This is a genomic window from Synechococcus sp. BIOS-U3-1 (assembly GCF_014279975.1).
GTDB lineage: Bacteria > Cyanobacteriota > Cyanobacteriia > PCC-6307 > Cyanobiaceae > Synechococcus_C.
The window spans coordinates 234,886-259,685 of record NZ_CP047936.1; the positions used below are offsets into that span (position 1 = coordinate 234,886).

At 49.9% G+C, this 24,800-nt stretch carries 16 protein-coding genes and 1 pseudogene; 9 read left to right on the forward strand and 8 right to left on the reverse strand.

Annotated features, from left to right (window positions below):
* Positions 1-13: 13 nt before the first annotated feature.
* Positions 14-1,303, forward strand: a complete 1,290-nt coding sequence (hisS, locus tag SynBIOSU31_RS01050; RefSeq protein WP_186491442.1) for a histidine--tRNA ligase — start codon at positions 14-16, stop codon at positions 1,301-1,303.
* Positions 1,304-1,547: 244 nt separating this feature from the next.
* Here the strand turns inward: hisS and SynBIOSU31_RS01055 are convergent, their stop codons facing one another.
* On the reverse strand, positions 1,548-2,426 hold the full coding sequence (locus SynBIOSU31_RS01055; RefSeq protein ID WP_186491444.1) for a class I SAM-dependent methyltransferase: 879 nt from the start codon (positions 2,424-2,426) through the stop codon (positions 1,548-1,550).
* A 400-nt stretch (positions 2,427-2,826) separates the two neighbouring features.
* On the opposite strand from SynBIOSU31_RS01055, the gene SynBIOSU31_RS01060 reads away from it, so the two are divergent.
* The 3 genes from SynBIOSU31_RS01060 to SynBIOSU31_RS01070 are packed head-to-tail and all read left to right on the forward strand — an operon-like array spanning position 2,827 to position 6,095.
* Positions 2,827-4,230 carry an ABC transporter ATP-binding protein gene (locus SynBIOSU31_RS01060; protein ID WP_186491445.1) on the forward strand — a complete coding sequence of 468 codons (1,404 nt, stop codon included), beginning with the start codon at positions 2,827-2,829 and terminating at the stop codon, positions 4,228-4,230.
* Positions 4,223-4,588 (forward strand): hypothetical protein, encoded by a 366-nt coding sequence (locus SynBIOSU31_RS01065; protein ID WP_186491446.1) that lies wholly within the window; start codon positions 4,223-4,225, stop codon positions 4,586-4,588. Before SynBIOSU31_RS01060 ends, SynBIOSU31_RS01065 begins: the two co-directional genes overlap by 8 nt.
* Before the next feature lie 7 nt (positions 4,589-4,595).
* On the forward strand, positions 4,596-6,095 hold the full coding sequence (locus SynBIOSU31_RS01070; protein ID WP_186491448.1) for a glycosyltransferase: 1,500 nt from the start codon (positions 4,596-4,598) through the stop codon (positions 6,093-6,095).
* A 109-nt stretch (positions 6,096-6,204) separates the two neighbouring features.
* Here the strand turns inward: SynBIOSU31_RS01070 and SynBIOSU31_RS01075 are convergent, their stop codons facing one another.
* From SynBIOSU31_RS01075 to SynBIOSU31_RS01085, 3 genes are all read right to left on the reverse strand, one after another.
* Positions 6,205-8,289, reverse strand: coding sequence for a glycosyltransferase (locus SynBIOSU31_RS01075; protein ID WP_186491450.1), 2,085 nt, complete (start codon positions 8,287-8,289; stop codon positions 6,205-6,207).
* A gap of 189 nt (positions 8,290-8,478) precedes the next feature.
* Complete coding sequence (locus tag SynBIOSU31_RS01080) at positions 8,479-9,783, reverse strand: hypothetical protein (RefSeq protein ID WP_186491453.1); 1,305 nt, start codon at positions 9,781-9,783, stop codon at positions 8,479-8,481.
* A 113-nt stretch (positions 9,784-9,896) separates the two neighbouring features.
* Positions 9,897-10,934, reverse strand: coding sequence for a glycosyltransferase family 4 protein (locus SynBIOSU31_RS01085; RefSeq protein ID WP_186491455.1), 1,038 nt, complete (start codon positions 10,932-10,934; stop codon positions 9,897-9,899).
* Positions 10,935-11,176: 242 nt separating this feature from the next.
* On the opposite strand from SynBIOSU31_RS01085, the gene SynBIOSU31_RS01090 reads away from it, so the two are divergent.
* The gene (locus SynBIOSU31_RS01090; RefSeq protein WP_186491457.1) at positions 11,177-12,487 is read left to right on the forward strand and encodes a hypothetical protein; all 1,311 of its coding nucleotides are present in this window, start codon (positions 11,177-11,179) and stop codon (positions 12,485-12,487) included.
* On the opposite strand, the gene SynBIOSU31_RS01095 is transcribed toward SynBIOSU31_RS01090, so the two are convergent.
* Both SynBIOSU31_RS01095 and SynBIOSU31_RS01100 read right to left on the reverse strand, forming a co-directional pair.
* Positions 12,488-14,197 (reverse strand): GumC family protein, encoded by a 1,710-nt coding sequence (locus SynBIOSU31_RS01095; RefSeq protein WP_186491458.1) that lies wholly within the window; start codon positions 14,195-14,197, stop codon positions 12,488-12,490. It lies immediately after the preceding gene.
* A gap of 3 nt (positions 14,198-14,200) precedes the next feature.
* A complete protein-coding gene (locus SynBIOSU31_RS01100; protein ID WP_186491459.1) occupies positions 14,201-15,406 on the reverse strand; it encodes a polysaccharide biosynthesis/export family protein in 1,206 nt (401 codons plus the stop codon).
* Positions 15,407-16,095: 689 nt separating this feature from the next.
* Between SynBIOSU31_RS01100 and SynBIOSU31_RS01105 the strand changes: the two genes are divergently transcribed.
* The 4 genes and pseudogenes from SynBIOSU31_RS01105 (at position 16,096) to SynBIOSU31_RS01120 (ending at position 21,228) form a co-directional block, all read left to right on the forward strand.
* Positions 16,096-17,985, forward strand: coding sequence for a polysaccharide biosynthesis protein (locus SynBIOSU31_RS01105; RefSeq protein WP_186491460.1), 1,890 nt, complete (start codon positions 16,096-16,098; stop codon positions 17,983-17,985).
* Between the two features lie 49 nt (positions 17,986-18,034).
* Positions 18,035-19,121: pseudogene (locus SynBIOSU31_RS01110) on the forward strand (GDP-mannose 4,6-dehydratase); the annotation flags it as partial.
* A gap of 89 nt (positions 19,122-19,210) precedes the next feature.
* Positions 19,211-19,423: a hypothetical protein gene (locus SynBIOSU31_RS01115; RefSeq protein ID WP_186491462.1), complete on the forward strand. Its 213-nt coding sequence runs from the start codon at positions 19,211-19,213 to the stop codon at positions 19,421-19,423.
* Positions 19,423-21,228 (forward strand): ABC transporter ATP-binding protein, encoded by a 1,806-nt coding sequence (locus tag SynBIOSU31_RS01120; RefSeq protein WP_186491464.1) that lies wholly within the window; start codon positions 19,423-19,425, stop codon positions 21,226-21,228. The genes SynBIOSU31_RS01115 and SynBIOSU31_RS01120 overlap by 1 nt, the downstream gene beginning before the upstream one ends.
* A gap of 1,184 nt (positions 21,229-22,412) precedes the next feature.
* Here SynBIOSU31_RS01120 and SynBIOSU31_RS01125 read toward each other — a convergent pair.
* Both SynBIOSU31_RS01125 and SynBIOSU31_RS01130 read right to left on the reverse strand, forming a co-directional pair.
* Entirely contained in the window at positions 22,413-23,186 is a 774-nt protein-coding gene (locus SynBIOSU31_RS01125) for a glycosyltransferase (protein WP_186491465.1), read from the reverse strand.
* Complete coding sequence (locus tag SynBIOSU31_RS01130; protein WP_186491467.1) at positions 23,186-24,382, reverse strand: hypothetical protein; 1,197 nt, start codon at positions 24,380-24,382, stop codon at positions 23,186-23,188. The genes SynBIOSU31_RS01125 and SynBIOSU31_RS01130 overlap by 1 nt, the downstream gene beginning before the upstream one ends.
* Positions 24,383-24,800: the final 418 nt, after the last annotated feature.

Below are 24,800 nucleotides of genomic sequence, written 5' to 3' on the forward strand. Positions count from 1 at the left end.
TTTCGAGGATTTCGTGACTCAGCTGCAGAGCCTGCGCGGCATGGTGGATCTAATGCCTGCCCAAACTCATCGCTGGCAGGCGGTGGAAGCAATAGCTAGGGCGCATTTTGGACGTTCTGGGTTTAAGGAGATCCGCACGCCGATCCTTGAGGTCACAGAATTGTTCGCCAGAGGGATTGGCGAGGCCACCGATGTGGTGGGCAAGGAGATGTATAGCTTCCAGGATCGAGGGGATCGTTCCTGCACGCTCCGACCTGAAGGAACAGCCTCTGTGGTTCGTGCCGCCGTTCAGCATGGTCTTCTCAGCCAAGGCGCCCAGAAGCTTTGGTACGGCGGTCCGATGTTCCGGTATGAACGGCCTCAGGCGGGTCGCCAGCGCCAGTTTCATCAAATCGGTGTTGAGTGGCTGGGTGTCAGTTCTGCTCGTAGCGACGCGGAGGTGATTGTTTTGGCCTGGGATTTGTTGGCATCTCTCGGGCTCTGTGGCCTTGACCTGCAGATCAATAGTCTCGGAACACCAGAAGATCGTCAGAGCTATCGCGATCAGTTGGTTGCCTGGCTCGAAGCTCGGTCCGACCATCTGGATGCTGATTCGCAGCAACGACTTACCACCAACCCTTTGCGCATCCTCGACAGCAAGAACTCGCAGACCCAGGAGTTGCTTTCAGACGCGCCCACGCTTCTTGATGCTCTCTGTGCTGACAGTGCTCAGCGGTTTGAAGCGGTGCAGAGTTTTCTTGTTGCCATGGGAATTCCCTTCTCGATTAATGAACGTCTCGTGCGTGGACTCGATTACTACGGTCATACCGCTTTTGAGATCACCAGTAATCAGCTCGGCGCTCAAGCCACTGTCTGTGGTGGAGGTCGCTACGACGGTCTGGTTCAACAGCTTGGAGGTCCGGTCACGTCAGCTATTGGCTGGGCTCTCGGCATGGAGCGTCTGTTGTTAGTGCTCGAGGCCGCGGCGTCAGCGGATCCAGATGGGGTGGCGTCACGGCTCACGACCAGCAATGTTCCGGATTTTTACCTCGTCAACCGCGGCGAAAAAGCTGAAGCGTCCGCTTTGGTGCTGGCGCGCAAGTTGCGAGACGCAGGATTTTCTGTAGAGATTGATGACTCTGGGGCGGCCTTTGGCAAGCAGTTCAAGCGCGCCGATCGCAGTGGTGCTGCCTGGGCTGTCGTGATCGGTGATCAGGAGGCGGAGGTTAGTCAATTTTTAATCAAGCCCCTTCATGCTGAGGGTGATGAGCATCGTCTTGCTCTCGAAGACTTTCAGGATGTTGTCGGCATTTTGCAGGGTTAAAATTGGGATTTATTCAACATTTTTTAGCTTTGGAATGTCTTTGCGAGATTGACGTTGCTCCATAAGAAGTATGCCTATTTTCCCGCTCGATTTCTCGATGTTTATAGAGCTGATCGTCTCTCCCAGGTTGCTCGATCGTTAATTATCAAGAATTGGTTGTGTTGTCTGGTTGCTTTATGTCATGGGTCCCTATTTAGCCGTTGTTGGTGATGTCGATAGTTCGCGAGCCGATTGCTAATTGTGGTCATCGCTTTAGCAGGTCTATTATTACTCGTAATGGTTTGGTGAGTCGCCATGATCTGCTCTTCAAAACCATCTGAAGATTGAATCGCTCTTGCTTTAGTTCGGCTTGGAAGTCTTCATGCTGTCGTTCAAGTTGCTTTAGCCGCGCCTTGAGCTGGTTGTGCTCATCAAAAAGACGCAGTTGTCGCTGATCAAGTTGCTGTTGTTGCTGATCAAGTTGCTGTTGTTGCTGATCAAACCGATGGCATAGATCATTGAGAGTGGTTCCGCCAAATGCCTTTGCGCTGCTCTTTAAGGTCTCGCTCAGATGGGGAACCCCACCCTTGATTGCTACCACTGCATAGTCGGGACTGACGCCTTGAAGGACATCACGAAGAAGGATTGATTTGCGTTGCGATAAGTCTTGATCATGTTGCAATCGCAGGATATGAGCATCTTGAAAGCTGCCATGTTGAACTAAGAATTGAAGTAGTTGTGCCGGTAGCGGGCGTTTGTGGGAGGGATCTAGGTAAAAAGTGTTGCTCCCAACGCATAAATTGTCAGGATTTGGGGTCTCCAATATTAAATGGCCGCCTGGAATCAGCACCCTGTGGGCTTCTTGGATGAGGTGCCTTAGCTCTTCGTTGGGAAGATGTTCTGCTAGGTGAAATGCTGTAATGAGTGTTTGGCTGTTCTCCTCTAGCGCTCTTAATTCATCCAATGCGTTGTTGCAGCTTGCCTTAAGTCCGCGCTTGTGACAGCTCTCCAGTTGTGCACTATCAAGATCGATTCCTCGTGCTGAGGCTCCCTGAGCCTCAAGCAGTTCGAGCCATTCACCCCTGCCACAGCCCAGATCGAGAGCAGAAAAAGTCTGGACATGCTCCCTTAGTGGTTCAAGCAACGGCAGATAGCACTTAAGGCGTTGATAAATTATGCTTCTCGGGCCTCGAAACCTCGCTTCAAAATCTGCGTAAAAGCGATTATTTTTTTCTGAGTTCATTTGCTTTGTGAGTTCCTCAAAACTTTGACACGATTACGCTTGTTAAGTGACCCCTCTGGATTTGAAGTTTTTGTTTGCGGGGTGTTTTGGCACTTGCTTTTCAGCGTTTAGGTTTGATACCAACCACTCTGAAGTGTCATCTACCATGGGAGTTGACTCTTGTTGGTCATGAGCTGAGTTACCCTTGCACTCTTTGGCTGATCCCTTGCCAGGTTTGGCCTTGGAGTTGGATCTTGTTTTTCTCAAACCTCGTCAGGTTTAGCTGACCTGATTTGGATAGGCGTGGATGTTGAGGTAGCCGATGGTCGATGAGCAGATTGTGCTTGAGGTGAATGGCCTTAGCAAATGCTTTCGGATCTATGACTCTCCGCGAGACCGTCTGAAACAGTCTTTATGGTGTGGTCGACGTTGTTATTACCGTGAGTTTTGGGCTCTTCGCGAGCTGTCATTTGTCACTCAACGGGGAGAGGCACTGGCCATTATTGGCCGTAACGGCAGTGGAAAGAGCACGTTGTTGCAGTTGATCTGCGGCACTCTCACGGCCACTGCTGGAAGCGTGATCACCCGGGGGCGAGTCGCGGCGTTGCTCGAGTTGGGCAGTGGCTTCAATCCCGAATTCAGTGGTCGGGAGAACGTGTTTCTCAATGCTTCTTTGCTCGGTCTTTCGACGCAGCAGACCCTGGAGCGATTGGATGACATCCTCGCTTTCGCTGACATCGGAGAGTTCATCGATCAGCCAGTCAAGACCTATTCCAGCGGCATGCAGTTGCGCTTGGCCTTTGCGGTGGTAACTCAGGCTGACGCAGATCTGCTTGTGATTGATGAGGCTCTCGCGGTGGGTGATGCTGTCTTCACCCAGCGCTGCATGCGTTTTATTCACCACTGCCGTGAAACACGCACATTGTTGTTGGTCAGTCATGACGCTGCATCGGTAGCTGCGCTCACTGATCGGGCACTGTGGTTGCACGAAGGTTCGCTCCAGCAGATCGGGTCTACTCCTGAGGTGATGCCTTATTACGTGAACTTTTGTCAGCGCTTGACAGGGGCTCAGCAGACACAGGCGAAGGAAGAAACTGATCCCCCTGAGCTCTCAATAGACCGCTCAATGCTCACTGCAACGAGCTCCTCCCCAGAGCATCCTGCATTGGGAGGGGGGCTGGTTCACGACGCCCGCCAAGAGCTTGTCAACTATGAGCTGCTTCCTATGGATTTCTGCTGCGGTTCATTCACGGGCGGAAGCCCCAGTTCCCACACCGATGGTTGTTGTGAAGTGCTCGAGGTCGGTTTTGAAGATCGCCGTGGAGAGCCCCTCGCCTTTTTGAGGGGTGGCAGTGTCTGTCGCTTGAGGATTCAAGGGCGCGTGCTGCAAACCTTGCGTTCACCGATCATTGGTTTCGCTGTGTTGGATCGGTTGGGACAGGTTCTGTTTGGGGAAAATACCTTTGGCAATGGAGTGCATGCCGAAATGGCTGTGCCATCTGGAGAATGTTTGGAGGCTGTGTTTGAGTTGGAATGGCCATGGCTTGCCGCCGGTGAATATGTCGTCACGGTGGCGATTGCTAGCGGTGGACGTGTGGAACATGTCAATCACTGCTGGCTCAATGATTGTGTGTTGATTACTTCCACACCAGGTACGCGTTTGGTGAGTGGCCTTTTTGCTCCTCCAATGTTGCGTATTGATCTGGAGCAGAAGCATCATGGCTGAAACTTGCGCGGCCTTGCTTCAGTCACCACTGCAGGCAGGAGATCCTCTGCTTCTGAGCTGCAATGTTCGTCTTGCTCCTGACTGCTCATTGGAGTCTCTGACTGCCACACTGTTTTCTCTGATTCATCAGAGCTTTCGCAACGTTGAAGTGATCCTGCCGCAAGAACCCTGGCCTGTTGGCTTTGACCTAGAGCTCTGGCGAGAGCGATGCCGCAGTTTGCGGGGTTTACACATCAAGGGCTCTAGTGGAATGCACAGTCATTACCAATTTGAGGTCACAGCAGGAGTCGTGTTTGAACCCGATGAGATGCTTGCCTTGGAATGGCGTCTGAGGCGCCGGCTGGAACAACGTCCTTAAGAGTGTGTTGAACAGTTTCACGCTGATAGCCCGTGCTTTGAAGCTGAAGTTGGGGCTTGCGCTGTTATGGACGCTCGGTCAATGGCGGCTGGGGAGCTTGGACCGTCGCCGGCTTCTGCAGCGTTCTGGTTTGTTTGATGGTCGGTGGTACTCCAGCGCATGCAGAGATTCTTTGCTGGGTGAGCTGGGCCCGCTACTTCACTACCTGACACGCGGCTGGCTTCAGGGTTTGATGCCTGCTCCCGGTTTTAGTGCCAGGCGTTACCAACACCTTCTGAAACAACGGGGACTATCGCCCTGGACTGAGGATTGCAGTGCTTTGCTGGATGCGCTGAGGCGTTTGCAAAGCCAGCAACTGGAGCTCTCCGCACTTCAAACACTCATCGACCGAGATGTGCCATGCATTGTTGGCGCATCAGAGCAGAGACCGTTACCGCTCACTCTGGTTGGTCCGTTTGGATCGGCGACTGGCCTTGGGCAGGCTGCACGGAACCTTGCCTACACATTCGATACAGCAGGTGTCTCCGTTCAGTTTCACGATCTGCCTATGGCAGGCCCCTTGGTGGATACGGAATTTGCCACGAAGTCTTCTGAGTTGCCTGATGGTGGCACCGTGATGCTGGTGTTGCCGCTTTCGCGTGTAGCTCTTGCACCATTGCATGGCTTGCGAGGAAGGCGGAGAGTGCTCTATCCCTCCTGGGAACTTGAACATTTGCCTGTCGACTGTCTTTCTTTGCTGAAAGACGAAGTGGATGCTTTTTGGGCACCTTCCAGCTTCATTGCCGACGCCCTGAAGCCACTAGGCAAGTCAGTGTGGCTCTTCTCTCAGCCCATTCGAATACCTCCCTCTTCTTTGGTTCTGGCTGCTCAGGATGAGCGGGTTGAAGCACCTTTTACTGTGCTCACCTACTGCGATCTTGATTCGTATCCCGCACGTAAGAATCCTTTTGCTGCATTGGACGTGTTTCAGCGGGCGTTTGCTGGTCGTGCTGATGTCTGCCTCACAGTGAAATTGCGCGGCCGCCACGGTGGATCGGTGCGCCGGGAGATGCGCCGCCGCGTGCAATGTGATTCACGTGTGCAGTTGCTGGACCAGACCCTCAGCCGAGAGGCGATGGATCAACTGTTGCTGAATTGTGATGCTTTCTTGTCTCTACACCGTTCCGAAGGAGTCGGATTTGGTCCGGGGGAGGCACTGGCGGCAGCTAGGCCAGTAGTCACAACGCATTATGGCGGTGTGACGGACTTCATTCATACTCATACAGCGTTTCCTGTCGGATATGAGCTTGTTCCGGTCAAGCCAGGTCAGTATCCCCATGCGCGTGGTCAGCACTGGGCTGAGCCTAATTTGTCGGAAGCGGTGAAGCGATTGCGTTGGATCGAGGCGCATAGAACTGAGGCTCAGGAGCATGCCTGGGCTGGACGTTCCTGGCTGCAGGAGCATCAATCCATTGATGCGATGGCTCAACATCTCCTCAGCAAAGAACTCAGCATCCATGAGGGCTGACGCTTTCTGCTTTGTTGTCCCACAATGCGTCTCAGTCAAAAGTTCAGTGATCATTTCAGACCATCAGCTTGGAACAACAGCACAGTGAGCTGAGCTCTCGCACAGCGCACTAAATCTTTTGTTGTTGGAGCCAGCGTTGACTGCGGCGCAACCCTTGCTTGACGCTCGCTGGTAGAAGTATTGCGAGGCGTCTCAGCCGTGATGCTGAAACATGAGGTGCAGTTGATTCCAGTTGCGGCTTTACAAGCCACTTGGCGTAGGGGTGCCTAGGGGTGTTTAGCACCTGGCAGTAGACGCTCAGCAGTTCCTGCGCGTGATCGCGCTGCTGGTCGTACGCAAGTTGCTGCTGCCATACCTGCACGTTTATCTTGCGACAGGCGGGGTCATTCAACAATTGAGCCAGCACGGAGTTGGTGCGGGGGCATGAATAGGGATCAACCGCCACCCAATTCGGCAGCTCCGTGTACACCGAGGTGTTGGCGACAACGGTAGGGCAATGGTGCATTGCCGCCTCATAGGGGATGTAGCCGAAACCTTCCTGCAGACTGAGATAGAGCACCAGCTCTGCGCTTTTATAGAGAGATGTCAGTCGTGCGTCACTCACAGCTCCTTCGATGTGCACGGCCCTCTCCAGCGTCTTGTCGCGGTTGAGCAAAGTCTTCAGCTCCGTAAGGCAGCCGCCATGTGCCACTTCAGGTCCCACTAGTACGAGTTTCAACTGCGGATCAAGTGGCAGTAACGCGTCCCGGAAGAGCTCAACGGAGCCGAGCAGATGCTTATGGCGGAAATCAGTGCCCACGATCAGGCAGAAGCGTTCGGCCGGTGGCCAGTTCTTCTGTTCAGGTTCTGGTGAGATTTGGAGGTGGCACAGAGGGTTGGCGAAGACGCTGCAGCGCTGATGGGTTAGTTGCAGCTGTTCCAGTCCATCGCGCAGAGTGTTCTCCGAGATAGCCAGCACATGGTCGGCCAGACCGGTCAGTTCTCGTAATTGCTGGCGGTAGCTCAGGAAGCTTTCTCCGTTAGCGAAGTAGCTGGGGTTCTCAAAAGCAATTAGGTCGTGGAGCGAGACAACCAGACGGCTGGCGTGACGACGTCGCCGTTGCACAACTTCAAAAGGAATGTTGGCGTGGCATAGGTGATAAATATCCCAGCGCTGGCCTTGACTATCTAGATCTGAACCGGTGAGCCATTCCACCTGCGGGGTGCTCGATTGGTAGCGCTTTTGGGTGCCGGTATCACTCACCACGGCACTCACTTTTAGATCGCCGCGATTGATTGAGGGGTGCAGGAGTTCAATCAAGGTGTCCAGATAACGGACCACACCAGTGAGGCTCTGGCTCAGCACCTCTGCTTCAAGAAGCAGACGCAATGGTTTGGAGTTGTTTGCCCCCGGCAGCAAGTCATAGGGCTGATCCAGGCGTTCAAACCAGTCCTGCACCAGAGCGGCATAAGCAGGGTGTTGCTGCTGGATCAGCTCGTAGTGCCGTTTCTGCAGGCCTGCTTTGTCGGGACCAAAACTTTCTCCGCCCTCATGGTGCACATAGACATCAGAAGCGATGCGGCACTGCAGCCCATGGGCCCTAAGGGTCTGGCAGAGATCGTTTTCTTCTTCGTATCCGGGCGCAAAGGTGGCATTGAATTTGGGAGCGATCGAACGTGCCAGTGCAGTGATCAACAGGCAGAAACCCATCCCGGTGGGTGCCAGCGGGTAATCACAGCCTGTTCGCTTTTCTAGCAGCGCTTCGATGCGCGGCAGATCCTCTCTCGTCAACGCACGACGGCGATCATTTGGGTCTCTGATCGTGCTGAAGGTGGCGTTGTTGCTCAAGGGGGTGAGCGCCCCGAGGCGTGGGTAACGCTTCGCACCTGCTTGCAGACGCGTGGCCCAGTCTCGAGTCACGACCGTGTCGGAATTGAGCAGAACCACCGCACCTGTGACTCGCTCCAGTTGTCGGTTCACGCTGGCGAGGTATCCGAGGTTTGTGTTCTGCTCGATCAGCTCCACCCGCGGCGTTTGATTGCGGAATTCTTTGAGTCGTGGTGAGATGCGTGTATCAGTACTGGCATCGTTGATCAGAACCAACTTGGTGATCGCCGCATCCAAAGGATTTGTGTCGTTGTGCAGGCTGTGAAGGCAGCGGCAGACCGCCTCAAAGCTGTTGTGAATTGGCAGGAGAACAGTGAGTGCAGGCAAGCGAGGAATTAGCCAATCGGTCGGAGGATTCGGCTGATCAGGAGCACCTGACCCTGCATCGAATCAACCAGTGTTCATTTGATTCTCCATGCTCTGGTGATCGTGGCCGTTGTCTCGATGCAAGAAGACATCGTTATCCCAAATGAGCTATCGCTTCACGGTCTGCTTTTCTTCGTAGATTCCAGGATTTCAATCGATGCGCAGGGAGTGAAGGATGTATTTCAGCCTTCGCTTGAAATTCTGCGAGCGAGAAAGAGGAGGCTTCGGAGGAGGCTTCGGAGGAGGCTCGGTGTTAATGGCCAGCCAGGTGTGTGGGACGTTCAGCCAAGTGTTTTTAGGGGGTAGGGGATGATGTGCATTCCAGGTGACGCCACTTGGGTTTAAACCCCAGTAGGTGTTGGTGAGTTGCAATCCTGTGCCACGGTCCAGTCGGTTTGGAATGGCTGCGGAGCTGGTTTCAGTAGAAACTGCCGTACGCAATTGATCAAGATCGTCGATGCTGATGAGGCTGTCAGCCCTCAAAAAGGTGAGCCAACGTAGTTTTTTTGAGAGATCAGGCTCATGAAGCTTATGTTGTCCATTGCCCCATGGGATAACACGAAATCCCGATCGTTTCCAAGCCTCTGCTGCGACGGGCCAATCATCCCCAGTGCGTTGGTGCAATAAGAGACCATGCTGTCTGCGATTATGAACAGTTAATTGTTGAAGTTGGCTCGGAATCTGAGTGGTTTGTTGATCTGACTTGTGTGGCCAGAGTCGTGGCGGCACGCCGATGGCCTCCGCGCGCTGCAAGAGTGATGATGGATTTGAGTTGAAGTCTCCGCCCAGCTGCTGCTTCCAGATGTCGTCGATTAAGAGCCAGCAGGGATTGTCTCTTTGATCGGCTACGACTATGAGTGGCCAGTCTTCATGAAGCAAAGTATTGAAGATGTTTTGGTTCTGCTCCAAGTCGAATTTTGGGAGGGAATTTCTAAGTGGTAATGCATGAATCTTTAGCTGATTTTCATTTGACTCTTTGGGTAAAGCAGGCACTCCTAATGTCGGTAGATCAATGCTCCAGGCGCCTGGCTCATGCACAATTTCATCGAGAAGTAGCATGACGCTGTTGTTTTCATCGGTATGCCAAAGGGCCTCGCGAGATTGCAGCCACGCTGAACCAGAACCAAGTAGCCAGCGACTGGCTGAAAAACATTTGCTGAAGCTGCTGATCTGTTCCAAAAGTGTTGGTTTCCAGGTGGTCTGGAGCTGCACAGGGAACAGCCAGTGGCCACAAGCGACGATTCGACTGACTTCTTGCAGGCTTTTGCTTGTGTGTTTGGGAAACACCCTGATTGCCCCGCTCAGCCAAGGCCTCCAGGCTTCGATCCAGTGGGGTTCTGGGCCTGGCACCAGAAGTTCCCATGAGTTCTCTTGGTGCTCCATCAGGGTGTGCAGCAAGGCCTGCCTATCCATTGGCTCTTGCGAAGGCAATGGTGCATCGAGCAGGAAGCTCACCAGCTGAGTTGTCTCCGGTGGAGGGGGTTGCCAAGCGTCGCTGCGACACCGGGGGCTCAATATTCGGAGTATTTGGTGGATGTGCTCGAGCCCACTCTGTGAATCTGATTGCGTCACAGCACTGTGCTCAGGGCATGGCGAATGGCTGAGGCAACTGCCTTCGATCCGCACTGCTGTTCGATTGCATTGCTCGCTGCCTGACGGATTTCGTCGGCAAGGAATGGTTGATTGTCATGTAACTCTGCTGCTTGGCGTAATGCATCGGCCAGCGGCTCAGGTTCAACCTTGGCCCAAACACTATTTTCTTTGTAAATGCCGTAACCATTGCGGATAGCTTCCAGTTGACAAGGCACGGGAAAACCAGTTTCAGTGTTTAGCCAGTCGCGACAGCCGCCATGGTCGGTCGCAGCTGTGAGACAACCATGGGCCATGGCTTCTGCAATCGTGAGGCCAAATCCTTCACTGGCGTGAGGTGAGGCATAGATGGCACTGCTTCTGAGCAGCTGACTGATGCTCTGTCGATCGAGGACTGCATCGAGAAGTTGAATTTGTTCAGGCCATAGCTTCTGAAGTTCAATGAGCCGTTGTCGCAAATAGTTGAGGATTGTTGGTTCTCCGCCCGCTTCACCGAGGTTCCGTGTCTTCAGAATCAGCTTCCAACCTCGCTCAGGAAGCCCACTGATGGCGAAGGCTTCCAGTAATAGATGTGGATTTTTGCGATGCAAATAACTGTGCCCATCGAAGATATAAAGCACTTGGCGTTGTCGCTTCGTAGGGGACCCTGCTGATCTGGGCTTGCCGACGAGGTGGGGAACCACGTGTACGCGTTTGTTGGTGTAATGCTGCAAAAGATCCTGCACGTAGCCACTGGGCACCCAAAGCTGATCAATCCAGTTCAAGGCTTGGTGCCAGCTGGCCGGAAGTTGCTGGCTTTCCCAGACCCATGTGCCGACGACATAGCGACTGTTTCTCAGCCTGTGTCTTTGATCCGATGTCAGGGAATAGCTGGCGCCATCAGGGTTGCAATGCAGCCAACTCAGAGTTGACTTGGGATGATGTGAAGTTCCAATGCAGTGTTGATGAGGGCTAATCCGCTCATGCAACCCGAAGTGCTCAAAGCCCTCTGCTTCTACATCCAGTTCAGCACTCATCGACCATAGGGTGCGAAGAGCACCTCGGGCTGCTTCGCCAAGCCCAGATGCGTGGTTCCATGGCCCAAGGAACCATATTGAGGGACGCTCTTTGTCCAGCGTCATAGGTGTCAACTTTTAAGTGGTGCTAGTGCTTGAAACTTACCTGAGACTCGAGGGGTCACTCCAATAGCCGACTGCTGATGTCTTGAATAAATGCCAGTCACCAATAGGATTTAGATATTGATAGATGGTCTTTCCGCTTGTCGGTCACTCTGCTTCCACAGAGCCCAGGATGGCGGACAGTAGTTGCGTTACTGAGTCTTTTTTCGGCAGCACCAATTCCTGCTTTGGCGCAAGCCCTCAAGTCTCAGCCGGTGATTTGGCAAGAAGTAGAACCGCCTCCGCCAGTGCTAGTTGCTTCAGACAAAGTTCAATGGGAAATCGTCTCTTCTGATGAGTTAGGTAATTCAGTTCTGCAAAGACCAATTTGGTTAGTTGATGGAGGCATTGATAATGATGAGGCTTTGAAGGATGACCAGCAACCAGTTGTTTGGGTGGTGCTTGACCAGGATCAAGAACAGCAATTTAAAGATTCCCTGAAATCACAATTTGCTTCTGAACCACAACTTCCAGAAGATGTTGAGGTGACTGATTCAACTCAGTACCCGACTGCTGATCAAATTGCTAAAGCGCGCTTTCGGGGATCTGATCCACTGCCTTTTCGCTCTGTTTCCCGCAGCATCGCTTATGGAGAAACGCTTTACCCAGAAATGGGCTTCTGGGTGCCAAGTGCTTTTAGGCAGTCAGAAGATTATCGCTTTACATTCACCGGCCAGCTATTAGGTAATCCCACTAACGGATCAACGCCCGATTGGTGCAACTGGGAGGATTTTTGGAACGGATGTTCTGATAGTCAATATTTGCTGGAGGTGACGCCACTGATTGCTGGCCCAATTTCGATTGGATTGAACTATTCACAGCAAGAATCGTTTTTGGGTGAGCGTTCTGATGGAGACTTTGATCAAGCTGGTCAAGCTTTTGGTTTTGCTCTCAAAAGCAATCTTGGTAATAACTTTGGTGCGGCAATTGTTGGTCAACATTTATGGAGCCCTTACGATAAAGGTGGTCCAAATGGATCGTACCCCAAGCCCAACGAAGACATCCAAGCTGATTTGGGTCGCTCTTATTTGTGGTTGGGATCAGCCGCCTGGGATCTCGGTTTTTGGTTTGGCGCTGATACCCCAGCTGTTTTGGCCGTGACCGGTGGTTTGGGCAATGGTCGTTATAAAGATATTCAAGACACCCAGCGCTTATGGATTAACTACGGTCCTTATGCACCTGTTGGGACAGTCGCCTTAGCCTTAAATTCGCATATTTCTTTCTTTACTGAATGGTCTGGTCAGTACAACGGATTTGGCTTAAGTGTTAAGCCTCTCAAGGAAGTTCCTTTGACGGGAACACTAATGTTCCGAGATTTTCAAAACACGTCCACTGGCATAGTTAATTGCCAACGCGGAGATCCTGATAATTGCCGTACAACAGTCGACGGCAGATTAACGATTAGTTTTTAATCAACTCAGCTCCAGTTCAGGATCGAGCAGAATCCAGCCAGCTAATGGCGTACCTTGTAGCGCCAGCTTTTGCTTCAGCTGGGAGAGCTGAGTGCGAGTGGCAACGCCCGGTGCTGTGAGTAGAAGCTGGGTCGCGCAACGGCTGGTTTGGCGAAGATCGCTGCTGACAACAAGTTCACGGCTGCCAAGCGCATTTTGTAGTTCGCTGCCAAAGCGCCTCAGTTGATCGCTGGGCACATTGCCGACAGGTATCAGAGCAATGGCGCCATTGGTGGACACGTTGAGTGGTCCATTAGCAAGCAGATCAGCAGCGTCGTACCAGCTGTTGGGGGCAAGTGCGGAAAGGTGCTTCAGCAGTGGGCAAGGAAGCAATACCTTGAGATCATCGCTGCTGAATACCAGCCCGGTGCGGCGATCCACCACAAGTGCTGCACCACTTCCCGCGACCAAGCCCGCTAGCAAGCCAAGAGCAATGATTCGCTTTTTATTTGGTGCGACCGGCGAGTCAAGTAATGTCGGTTTTGAGATCAGCTCCCATGGTTCGCCTTGCCTCGCTTGTTCCAATTGCATGGCTTGCAATTGTACTTCCAGCTCAGCAATTGTTTTTTCATCGCGAAGGGCTGCGCGTACCAATTCACGGTGCTTGATGATCACTTCATGTGGTCGATTGAGGGAAGCGAGTTGAGCTTGGGCTGTTTGAAGCTCTCCTCGTAAAAGGCCCATGGTCTGTTGATTGATCACAAGAGTGAGAGATCGGCGCTGGCGTTGTAAGGCCCGAATGCTGGGGTCTGATGGAAGTAGTAGTGATGATTTCTCCTGGAGACTGGCTTCGATCGATTGAAGTTGTCCGTAGAGCTCAGCATTTGCCACTAACTGGGGGGCCACATACACGCGATTGCTACCACTCACTTTTGCATCATTGAGCTGTTGTTGAAGCGCATTCACCTTGTTTTGCGCAGCATTGCGGGCATTTTCAATTGAAGATTCACCAGAATCACCTGATGTACCAATGGCGCTTGCGCCAAGTCCATCTTTCACGCCGAGGTCATTGGCAAGACCGTAATTCTGCGCTGCGCGCATCGAACTGTTTGCTTCTGGGGTCAGCTTGATAATTTGTTGTTCGAGATAAGCCACAGCACTATTCAGTCCGCGGGTGCGATCGCGATCTGAATAAGCCTGATAAGCCTTGGAGATGCGATCAATCACTGGGAGGATCAAGTCTTCCTGGGTGTCGCGGTAGGCGATTTCCAGTACTGAAGTCCCCTTGGCGAGTTCAATTGTGAGGTTGCTCTTAGCCCAATCTGAATAGCGCCAATCGCTGACATCGTCTCCAGCTTTAGTTTTGCTGGCTTTAACGAAATCGAAAACGGGTTTGAGTACCGACGGGCTTTCGAGAATTTTGACCTCTGTTTCCAGTTGACTTTCGCCACTACCGGAGCCGATCAAACCGGCTAAGGCTGGATTGTTTTGCAGCAGGGCTGCTGCCCCACTGGAAGGCTGTTCATTGTTTTGAAGCACAATCTGAAATTGCCCTTCCCAGACCGGCTTTCGGGTGAAGGCATACAGGGTGGAAAGTACAAGTGCAGATCCGGCAACAGCTCCAATCAGGCCCTTGTGGCGCAGGAGTGCTCCTCCCAGTTGCCTTAGGTCAACCTCATCCTCCCTGGAAGTGCTCTCAATTAATGATTGAGTAGTTTTCGAGTGCGTCACTGGTTAGAAATCATTGAAAATGGAGTAAACGCTGTAAATCCCTACAATAGGAGCTGCAAATTCATTAAGCATTTCGGCCGTCGCGCTAAGGGGGGACTCGCGCAAATTTATTAAGTCGCCGGACATTAAAACAGGATTTCTGTAGTCATCTGATGGTGCATTGGGATTGTAATTAAAGATTCTGCGATCAATCTCTCCCTCACGGGTAAAACGAATGAACTCTACTTTTCCGCTAAGAAGTTTTCGCCCACCAGCAAGTGCTATGGCTTGGTTCATTGCAGACCCTTGAGGTACTACAACGCCGCCAGGGCTCTGCACTCTGCCACTCACGAAAACGCTCATGAATTGAGGGGAGAGATTCGTTTGCCCAGCCTGCAACAACTGTTCTTTCATTACGATGTTGCTCTTCGTTACTCTCACCACATCGCCGTCAAATAGGCGAATATTTTGCGATTCGTCCCCCCCAGTAATTAATGAAAGAAAATTAAGGTTTGCACGGATGCGGCCACCACCCAAATTTAGTGCACGTTTGCGAGTTACCTGTACTTTTGAAAGATTGGAGTAAGGAGTAATCCCCTCGGCGCTACGAATTGCGTCAAATACAGTGGGAAATAGTGCCCCAGATGTGCTCAGGCCATTGCTAGGAGCTGATGTTGTTAGTCCTCCAGGTACTTGCCCTAAGCCTGGACGTATCGTCGTTGTGGAGGTACCACGTCGGGCCTGAGCAATATCAGCTGTCGTACTCAAATTTTGACGTTCAGTATTTCCACTAAGTGTATAATAACCAGGCCTTTTGACTTCTCCACTTACGTAAATACGGATCGGGCGGTAGATCACCGGTCTCACATAAATCTGAGGATCACGCACATAAGCTCTGAATTGCTCAGTGAGAAAATAACGCAGCTCTTCTACGGTGAGACCTTCGACGTAGAGAGCGCGCAGTCGTGGCAAGTAAAGGGTCCCGTCTGGACCGATCGAAAATGTGCCGCTTAGCTCAGGCAGATCAAGCAACTCAATCTGAAGCCCATCACCGGGTCCAAGAATGTATGCGTCATATGTGATTTGTGCCCGCTGTTTCAAAGGCAGTGGTTGTTGCTGTCTAGTCGTCGGCTCTTCGATTTCAATGAGCTGCTGAGCACCCACCCTGACGGCCTGGAGGGTTAGCAAGGCTCCTGCAGTGATTGCCCATAGGTAACGGGTATTCAGCAATGCTGAGTCTGCCTAGATCACTTCGAATTTATGGCATTTCCTTTGCGTGGGGAAGCGGGTAGTAGCCAGGCAACGGATTGGGCTGCTGAAAGGTGACTTCCCGTCATGCTGGTTTCACCTAAGAAAAGTAGGCGCGATTCAGCTGCAGAGCCTTCTAGGCATGGTCGACTTTCTATTTGATCGGACTCGCCGTTAATAAACGGTGGAGGCATTGGCTTGTGTTTATGTCCTGGCTTCGGGTCGAGGAGATTCGGACTCCTTTGCTTTTAATGACCGATCTCTTCGCTCGAGGGCTTGGTGAAGCTAGTGGCGTGGTTGTTAAGGAGATGTACTCCTCCCGGGATCGTGGTTAACGCTCTTTCACTCTGCGTCCTGAGGGAAACGCCTTGGTTGTGCTCGCAGCATTGCAAAAAGGCCAACTGAGTCATGAGGCTCAGACGCTCTGGTATTCAGCGTCCATGCTCCGCTAGGAGGTTACCTAAGCAGGATGTCAGCGCCATTTTTATCAGATCGGCGTTGAATTTCTTGGAGTCAGTAATGTTCGCATTGATGTTGAAGTGACCGCATTAGCTTGTGCTTTCTTCATGAGCTCGGGGTATCCGGGTTAAAACACCAGATCAACAGCCTTCGCATGCTGGAGGATCGTCGCCGGTGACGGCCAGCGCAGTCGTTTTGGGATGTTTTTCGTCATGACGATCAGAAGTAAGTCTGCAATTTCCTTGTTGGACTCAGTGCTGGGGCTGACGCCGCTGCAGCGCCGGCTTCTATTAATCACTGCCGATGCACTGCTAATGCCCTTGGCTTTGTGGTTGAGTTTCTGGCTGCGGCTCGCCCATCCCTTTCATCTCAACTTCACTATTACTGGTTTTTGGTTGTTGCCAGCTCTATGGCTGATTGGTTTGCCGCTGTATGCCTTCAGTGGCCAATACAAAGGTCTTACTCGCTATGTGGGCAGCCGATCTCTATACCAGCTGGCGCTACGCAATGGCCTGCTAGTGATGATGTTGGCGGCCCTTGGTTGGCTGTTGCTCCTACCTATGCCGCCGCGTAGCAGCTGGTTGTTGCTCTGGTTGCTGCTTACTGGCTGTACCGGCGCGGTACGTTTTGCCTTGCGAGATCTGCTGCTGAGTTTGCACAACAAACCACGGCAGGTACTTAATCGGGTGGCGATCTATGGCGCTGGAGCTGCTGGGGTTCAGCTGGCGGCGGCCCTGCGCTTGGCCAAAACTCACAGCGTGCAGCTGTTTGTAGACGACGAACCGGCCCTCTGGAGCCGATCAATTAACGGCGTGCCAATCAAGCCACCGCAGGTAATAAAACAGCGCGCTGACGATCTTGATCAGGTGTTGCTAGCGATTCCCTCGCTACGCCGTAGCCGGCGGCGCCAGATTGTCGATGGCTTGCAGGAGAGTGGCATCACTGTGCTGCAGATCGCCTCAATGGAGGAGATCACCAGCGGACGCGCTCGCATCGATGCTCTGCGTCCTATTCAGGTTGAGGAGCTGCTTGGGCGTGATCCGGTGCCCCCCGATCCCCAGCTGCTTGGACCAGCTATTGGTGGGGCGTCGGTCTGCGTCACTGGAGCGGGTGGTTCGATTGGCTCAGAACTTTGTCGCCAAATTCTGGCTTTAAAGCCTAGGCGGCTGGTACTTCTCGAACTCAGCGAACCAAGCCTTTATGCCATCCACCAGAATCTGAGCGGTCTGCTGCCTGCGGGAGTGGAGGTTGTTCCTGTGCTTGGGAATGCCGCCAATGCTCCCTTGGTGGAGCGTTGCTTCAAGGAGCATGGTGTGGAGGTGGTGTTCCATGCAGCTGCTTATAAGCATGTGCCGTTGGTGGAAGCCAATCCCCTGGCGGGGTTGGCCAACAACGTCTTGAGTACCCGCGTAGTTTGCGAGGCAGCCCGGAGGTGTGGATCACGGCATCTGCTGCTGATCTCCACTGACAAGGCGGTTCGGCCCACCAATGTGATGGGGGCTAGCAAACGCCTGGCGGAACTCGTCGTGCAGGCACAGCCTCCTGGTCAGACTCGTTTCGCAATAGTGCGCTTTGGAAATGTGCTGGGCTCTTCTGGCTCAGTGGTGCCCTTGTTTCGGAGTCAGATAAATGCTGGTGGACCAATCACGCTGACGCATCCGGAGATCATTCGTTATTTCATGACTATCCCCGAGGCGGCCCAGCTGGTGCTGCAGGCGGCTGTGCTCGCCGAAGGAGGTGATGTGCTGCTGCTGGACATGGGCGAACCGGTGAGGATCAAGGCCCTTGCGGAGCAGATGGTGCGGCTGAGTGACCTTTCCCTCAAGGACGCCAGCAACCCCCACGGTGATATTGAAATTGTCTGCACGGGTCTGCGACCCGGTGAGAAGCTTTTCGAAGAGTTGTTGATTGATGCCGAGAGCGAGTCGACGGCCCATCCTTTGATCTTCAGGGCTAAGGAGCGAGCACTTAATCCGGAACAGCTCTGGCCGCTTTTGGATGACTTGGAGGAAGCAATTTCCCTGCAGGATGGCCAGGCTGCTTTAGCGGTCTTGACCGCTTTAGTTAAAGAGTGGCGGCAGGAGAAGGTAGATAACAAATGATGCGAGATATGCCTGACTTGACACCTGCCATAACAGCACTTTCACCGGCATCATCGTGAAAGACGTGAGCTATCTAGCGGAGGTGTTCTCTGAGAAGGGCTACAACGTTCAAGGAATCAAGGGGAGCGCAAGCAGCTTCAAAACTACCCGGATTGATCACCTTTACCAAGATCAGATCCCCACGAAACTGGTGAGTATGGCCAGCCACCTCGCCTCACCCTTCACTACGGAGACCTTACCGATAGAACCAATCTGATATGAATCATCCAGTAGGTGTAGCCGGATGAGATCTACAACCTTGGTGTTCAGAGTCATGTGGCCGTTAGCTTTGAGTCACCGGAATACATCGCAAATAGCCGCGCCCTGGGCAGGTTGCGGATCCTTGAGGTGGTTCGGATCTTGGCGTTAGTAGGAACACCCGTATTTATCAGGTAAGCACTTCCGAGCTCTACGGCTTGGTACAAGAAACTACTCAGAAGGAAAGCACACCCTTCTAGCCGGGCAGCCCCTACAGAGTGGCCAAGCTTTATGCCTACTGGATACTGTGAACTACCGCGAGGCCTACGGTATGTATGCATGCAACGGAGTTGTGTTTAATCATGAATCACAGCGTTGGGGTGAAACTTTTGCCACCCGCAAGAGCACTCCTGCCTGGCCCGCATTAATGCGGGCCAGGCAGGAGTGCCTATTTATTGGCAATCTCGATTTTCTTCGTGATTGGAACAATGCACGAAATTATGTGGAAATGTAGTGGTGGATGTTGCAGCAATCCACCACTCCGAAAGACTTTGCGATCGCCACGGGCAGACAGGGATCTGTGCACTGTTTTATTGAGCTCAAGGACTTTGCGTTGGGCTGGGGCCCATTCAGATTGGAAGAGTGAGTGGCGCAACGAAACTGGCTGAAGTAGTGCGGTTGAGGTAGTGGTGCGGATCGATCCGCGTTATTTCCGTCCGACTGAAGTGGAAACTCTCTTAGGCGATCCCAGCAAAGCTCACCAAAAGCTTGGCTGGACTCCAATCATCACTCTCGAGGAGTAAGTGGCTGAGATTGTTGCAGCTGATCGCCAAGAAGCCACCAAGGAGGCCACCCTCAAACTTAAGAGCTTCAACGTGTTTGGCTCGATGGATAACCCAACCCCTGGTCGTTGCCGCCACTTCAAAAAAGGGCTAATGGATTATCTGATCAACTGCAAAGACCGTATCTTTATTACTGGCCACGGCGCATGGCCGGCGGCGCCATCTGTCGCCCTCTATACCGGGCGCGCTACACCATTTTGCTCACAGCCACTCATGCGCAGCTTGATTTGGAAGACAGCCTGGCCGTGCAGCTCTGGTTTGCTCAATATCAGCCCTCGGCGGTGGTGCTGGCGGCGGCCGCGAACACCGATGCTTTGTTCATGACTGTAGCCGTATTTCAAAGACTCGCAGCAATTTGATGAGACAGCGTGTAACCAATCCAGACCAGAAATCCACCCGCATTTTGCTGCTGGGCATCTTGAGCTATCTCAGTCGCCGTCGCCGCATTCAACTTGGCTTGCTGTTTGTGGTGATGCTCGCTTCTGGGGTGGTGGAGTTGGTGTCTTTAGGAGCAGTCCTGCCGTTCCTGGCGGTGCTGAGTGACCCGGAGCGTCTGTGGCAGCAACCATTGGTACAGGCATTTGCGGCTCAAGTGGGCTTCACCACGGCGACTCAGCTAATAATCCCGACGACTCTGATGTTTGCGTTCGCAGCAGTTTTTGCAGCTCTAATCCGGCTAACGAACCTCTGGTTAAATGGACGATTTGTTGCGGCACTGGGTTCCGACTTGAGCTGTGAGGCCTATCTGCGGACTCTCAATCAGCCATATGTCGTGCATGTGCAGCGCAACAGTGCGGCTTTAATCGTAGACCTAACCGCCAACATTAATTTGACGGTGATATCTTTACGTGCTCTACTTCAGTTGATCACATCTGCTTTGGTTGCTGCAGGTCTGTTTACGGGTTTGCTTCTGATTGATGCACAGCTTGCTGTTTCTGTTGCTGCGCTATTTGGAAGTTCTTACGTAATTTTAGCAACTACCTTAAGGCGAGAGCTTCGCATCAACGGTCAAAAAATCAAAGATGCTGTAAGCACCCAGCTCAAAGCAGTGCAAGAAGGACTAGGAGCCATTCGTGATGTGCTACTAGATGGAAGTCAACGTACTTATTTAAGGATTTACCGAAAGGCTGATCGACCCCATAGGCAGTTGACAGCTAAAAATTTATTTATTGGCGCTTTTCCACGCTATGCACTGGAGGCTGTGGGAATGGTCGCTATTGCTCTGCTAGGGGGAGTGTTGGTCTTGCAGCGAGGAAGCGGGGCTGAAGTAATTCCTTTGTTGGGTGCTTTGGCCTTAGGGGCGCAACGTTTGTTGCCTGCTTTACAACAAATTTATAGTAGTTGGGTGTCCTTGAAGAGCAACAATGCTGCAATACAGGGGGTGTTGACCATGCTCAATCAACCTTTACCGCTCATGGAAAGTTCTGCTGAGCTGCTACCGTTGTGCGAAAAAATCACCCTTGAAAAGGTACATTTCCGATATGAGCTTAAGCAGCAGGAGGTGCTGCAGGGCCTGCATTTAGAGATATATCGTGGTGAGCGCATCGGCATAATTGGTAGTACTGGCAGTGGCAAGAGCACCACTGTCGATCTCTTGATGGGCTTACTCGCTCCCTCTTCAGGCAGATTATTAGTGGATGGTGCAGATATGCACGATCCGATGTATCCAGAGCGCCAGGCTGCCTGGCGGTCGTCGATAGCCCATGTGCCGCAGAGTATTTACCTTGCCGATAGCTCGATCGCAGAGAATATTGCTTTCGGTGTGCCTCGCTCGCAGATCGACTTAGCTCGTGTGAGGCAAGCGGCTGCCCAGGCACAGATTGCCAACTTTATTGAATCCAGCTCGGAGGGTTATGCGAGCTTTGTGGGAGAGCGGGGCATACGCCTCAGTGGCGGACAACGTCAGCGCATCGGCATTGCCCGAGCGCTCTACAAGCAGGTGCAGGTGCTTGTCTTGGATGAGGCCACTAGTGCACTTGACACTGCTACTGAGCAGGCTCTGATGGATGCTATTAATAATTTTAGCAAGGAGATTACTATTGTGATGATTGCTCACCGGCTCAGCACTGTCCAGCAGTGTGATCGGGTGATCCGCTTAGAGAGGGGCAGAGTGGTTGCTGACGGCTCGCCGGAACAGGTTTTGATTGGTGATCGTTTCAACTAACAGTATTGAATAAGATTCAGTATGTTTAACTTCAATTAATAATTGAAGTTAAAAGCTAATCGTAGATATTTCGTAGAATGTGCTGAGCACATGCATTAAGCATTAGATAGAGAGCCAGGCAGCTCATGTTGATAAGGCAAAAGCTTGAAAGAGACATCATATTTTGGCCGAATAAACTAAGAATTAGCAATGAAAAGAAAGAAGTTGCGAAGAATGCAGACTTGGCTAACAAGCTGAAGTATGGAAAATGTGTTTCCAGGACGAGCTCAATTGATGAATATCTAAGCGATAAATAACTTATCGGCAAGGCTAGGATAGAAATCAGCATTGATTCAATCAACGAAAATTGCAGAAAAAAGCAGAAAGCGATTACTCCAATCGGAGGCAAAAATACTAGTGAAGACCTGAACTTAGTAAGATGGGTATTATTATTCAGTGCAGATTTGGCTGTTGAGCCTTGAGAAATAAAATGTAAATATTTAGGCAAGTAAATTATGTATTCAAGACGTAATGACATCTGAACTACCAATGAGAGTGACCAAGCTGCAACAAGTGAAGGTGCTACTGTTCCAAGTAAGGAGAAACATATGAATGAACCAAAACGAGGTAAAATATTTAAGAAAGAAGATATGAGGCTAAATGAGCGGAAATGATAGAATTTGGACTTAGCAATTCGATCAGATTTTAACTTCCAGAGAGCTAGACAACATAGAGCAATAGCAGGGATTGCAAAAAAATATGGTTTTAGGGTTGTATCTGATCTTAAAAATATTCCGTAGACAAGTAAACCTATATACAGAATTGGATTGCCATGCAGAAGAGTTAATAAGCGTTGACGGCCAGTACATGCTAATGCGTGACAGGTGTATTCAGATATCAGGAAAAATGCTGAAAAAGTGATTGTATCAATTAAGCCAATATCGAGATTGCGGTATTTAAAAAAATATGAAAGAAATACCAGTAGTAATATATGTGGGAAAACATTAATTGGCTTAGGAAAAAATATTCTCGATCTTGTGATTGAAAATGGTAAATTAAGAAGAGATACTCCACCAATGAATCTAGATGAAGCAAGTAGAACTAATACACTTGAGAAGTGCGTCTGAACTTCGAAAAAAGCAAATAGCGATAAGAGAGATGGTAAAAGTAATGCAATAATTCGAATGAAGAAGTAGAGGTTCAAATTAATAAAGTAGCAGCTTTCGTTTTAAAAGGATTAAAGAATGAATTAGAATGATCAAGCGTGTAATTAGTTTGAGGAAGTAATTTCTATCATTTTTTGTAAGATTATTTGAATGAATTCGACGATAAGTGATTACTGATGAAGTTCTAAGAAGTCCACCCTTGTATGTTGAAGCACAAAGCGAGAACCACTTATCATGTTCGTCAATGAGGGCTGGCAGAGGTAATGCAATATTCAGCAAATCCCTACTAAACAACATGGTGCTACCAAAGTAAGGCCTGCTTTTATCTGAGAATAACTGAGCTATTAGGACTTCGTAGAATCTCTCTTGTATAAGATATTCATCTTTAACAGAGCTTCTTGAAAATTGAGATAATTCTGAATTGTTTCTAAATTCTGTGAAATTACCACATAACATCGAAGGATTAAATTTATTAAATACAAGCTGCGTATGCGAAACGCGAGTTAGTGGCCAAATATCATCTTGATCTGAGAAAAAAATGAAACTACCTCGACATTTAAGAAGGGCAATTTCGAAGGTTTTATTATGTCCTAAATTCGTAGAATTGCAAAAAATACGCAGAGGCATTGAGGTTGCGAGATCATTTAAGATTTCAACAGAGTTATCAGTTGACTTGTCGTCAACACACACTAGTTCAAATGAGCTTTGCTTAGAAGCAAAATTAAATGCAGCATTAATAGAATTAACCTGCTCTATTAAATAGCGTGAGCCATTATAAACAGCAATGGCAACCGAAAAAGTTGGAGCTTGCATTAATTCGCAAAAGCCTTTGTATTTAAAATATATAGACCTGTGCATATATATACTGGAGCCATCTGAGTGCTACCAGAAGGGTTAAAAAGGCCTGCTATGATAAAAGGTAACATAAAAGATGCGGCCAAAGGCACGTTTAAATCGCTTCTGCTCTTGGCTATATAAATTGATTTGAGTTCTGTAAACAATTTATATAGAGTGTTAATGTAAAATGCAAATAGTGGGACAACAAATATCCCTAATTTATGAACTAGGTTAAGGTAAATTAATTCTATACTATACGGGAGTCCACCTCGGGGCTCTACATCAGCAAAACCGGCACCAAGTCCATGCCCTAACAAATTAAATTCTTTCGTAATTAATCCAATTTGTTCTAGCCTTGGATCATTTTCTAAAAATGCGAAAGAACTTACATCAACATAAACTAGGGAAAAGCAAGAAGCAACTAGCAAAATTACAGTGACTAATGCAAGAAGTAGAGGTCTTGATCTTCTAGTAAAAAAATGTGGGAGCATATAAAGGATCAATAGAATCATTATAATTGAGTAAGTGACTGAAGAAATATACCCAATGTAGGCTAAAATGAAGCACAAGCTAAATGTAATTCTGAAAGACTTAGACCATGATATTGTATTTGGGGAAATCAACATCACTACAAAAGAAGGGATAGCTACATAAAACATTGGTGTATATAAATCGCTTATTATAAGTGCAAAATCAAGGTCGGTCAGTAGCATTAGGATGCTAATAGCTCCAATGACAAATGCTGAAAAGCAATAGGCATTTAATTTTAATATAATCTTGATGAACTTGACGTTTTCTGTCGGCTTTAATCCGAATACCATAAAATTATAGATGCCAAAAAGGGATAAAAAATTGAAATTAGATAGTATATAATTTAGATCTGTCATTTTGAATATTGAAACTGAAAATCCCCATAGCCAACTTAGTGATACCATTATGCATATCCAAGATGATATGTGAACTGGCTTTCTGTGTGTTAGCCAGGATTCAAGGGCAAGTATATTTCCAAATAAACTCCCTAAAAATAATGGAAGAAAGATTCCTGTTGATTTGATTAATTCTGTTGGTATCTGTGAATTTATAGGTATAGCGTGAACTCTAAACTCCCCCAAGTAGTTGAATGCTATGAGAAATGGTAGTAGATAAATGTATGCATTAAGAAGCTTTTTCATGATTCTGATTTAATTGCTCGATACACTTTGATGGCTAAGCGAAGTAAGTTGTGGATAAGTTTTGAAGCGTAAGCTTGAATAGGATTATATCCTAGCAAAGACAGGTTTTTAGAGTAATCATTCCAAAAATTAAGATCATAATTTGACTTACTGATTCCCGCGTAGTCATCATGTCGCGAAGTAACTAACATGCTGAAAGAATACGAGGTTGACTTGTAAAGCTTTAGATTTAAAAGAAAGTCTGCAAGAATTGCATACTTTGGATCGTATGAATTAGCAATAATGAATGATGCCTCGTAAAAAATTGACTGATGACAATTATTGAATATTGTCCTGCTAAAAGATTTATGAAGATGATGAATTCTTCTTCGCTTTGGCAGGTATGAGCGGCAAATTAGTGTTTTATTTATTGGTAGCT

Bases quoted from the DNA above. Each gene is read 5' to 3' on its own strand.
- SynBIOSU31_RS01060 (WP_186491445.1), top strand. From the start codon at position 2,827: ATGGTCGATGAGCAGATTGTGCTTGAGGTGAATGGCCTTAGCAAATGC.
- SynBIOSU31_RS01115 (WP_186491462.1), top strand. From the start codon at position 19,211: ATGGCCGGCGGCGCCATCTGTCGCCCTCTATACCGGGCGCGCTACACC.
- SynBIOSU31_RS01065 (WP_186491446.1), top strand. From the start codon at position 4,223: ATGGCTGAAACTTGCGCGGCCTTGCTTCAGTCACCACTGCAGGCAGGA.
- SynBIOSU31_RS01125 (WP_186491465.1), bottom strand. From the start codon at position 23,186: ATGCAAGCTCCAACTTTTTCGGTTGCCATTGCTGTTTATAATGGCTCA.
- SynBIOSU31_RS01130 (WP_186491467.1), bottom strand. From the start codon at position 24,382: ATGAAAAAGCTTCTTAATGCATACATTTATCTACTACCATTTCTCATA.
- SynBIOSU31_RS01105 (WP_186491460.1), top strand. From the start codon at position 16,096: ATGACGATCAGAAGTAAGTCTGCAATTTCCTTGTTGGACTCAGTGCTG.
- SynBIOSU31_RS01085 (WP_186491455.1), bottom strand. From the start codon at position 10,934: ATGAGTGCTGAACTGGATGTAGAAGCAGAGGGCTTTGAGCACTTCGGG.
- SynBIOSU31_RS01120 (WP_186491464.1), top strand. From the start codon at position 19,423: ATGAGACAGCGTGTAACCAATCCAGACCAGAAATCCACCCGCATTTTG.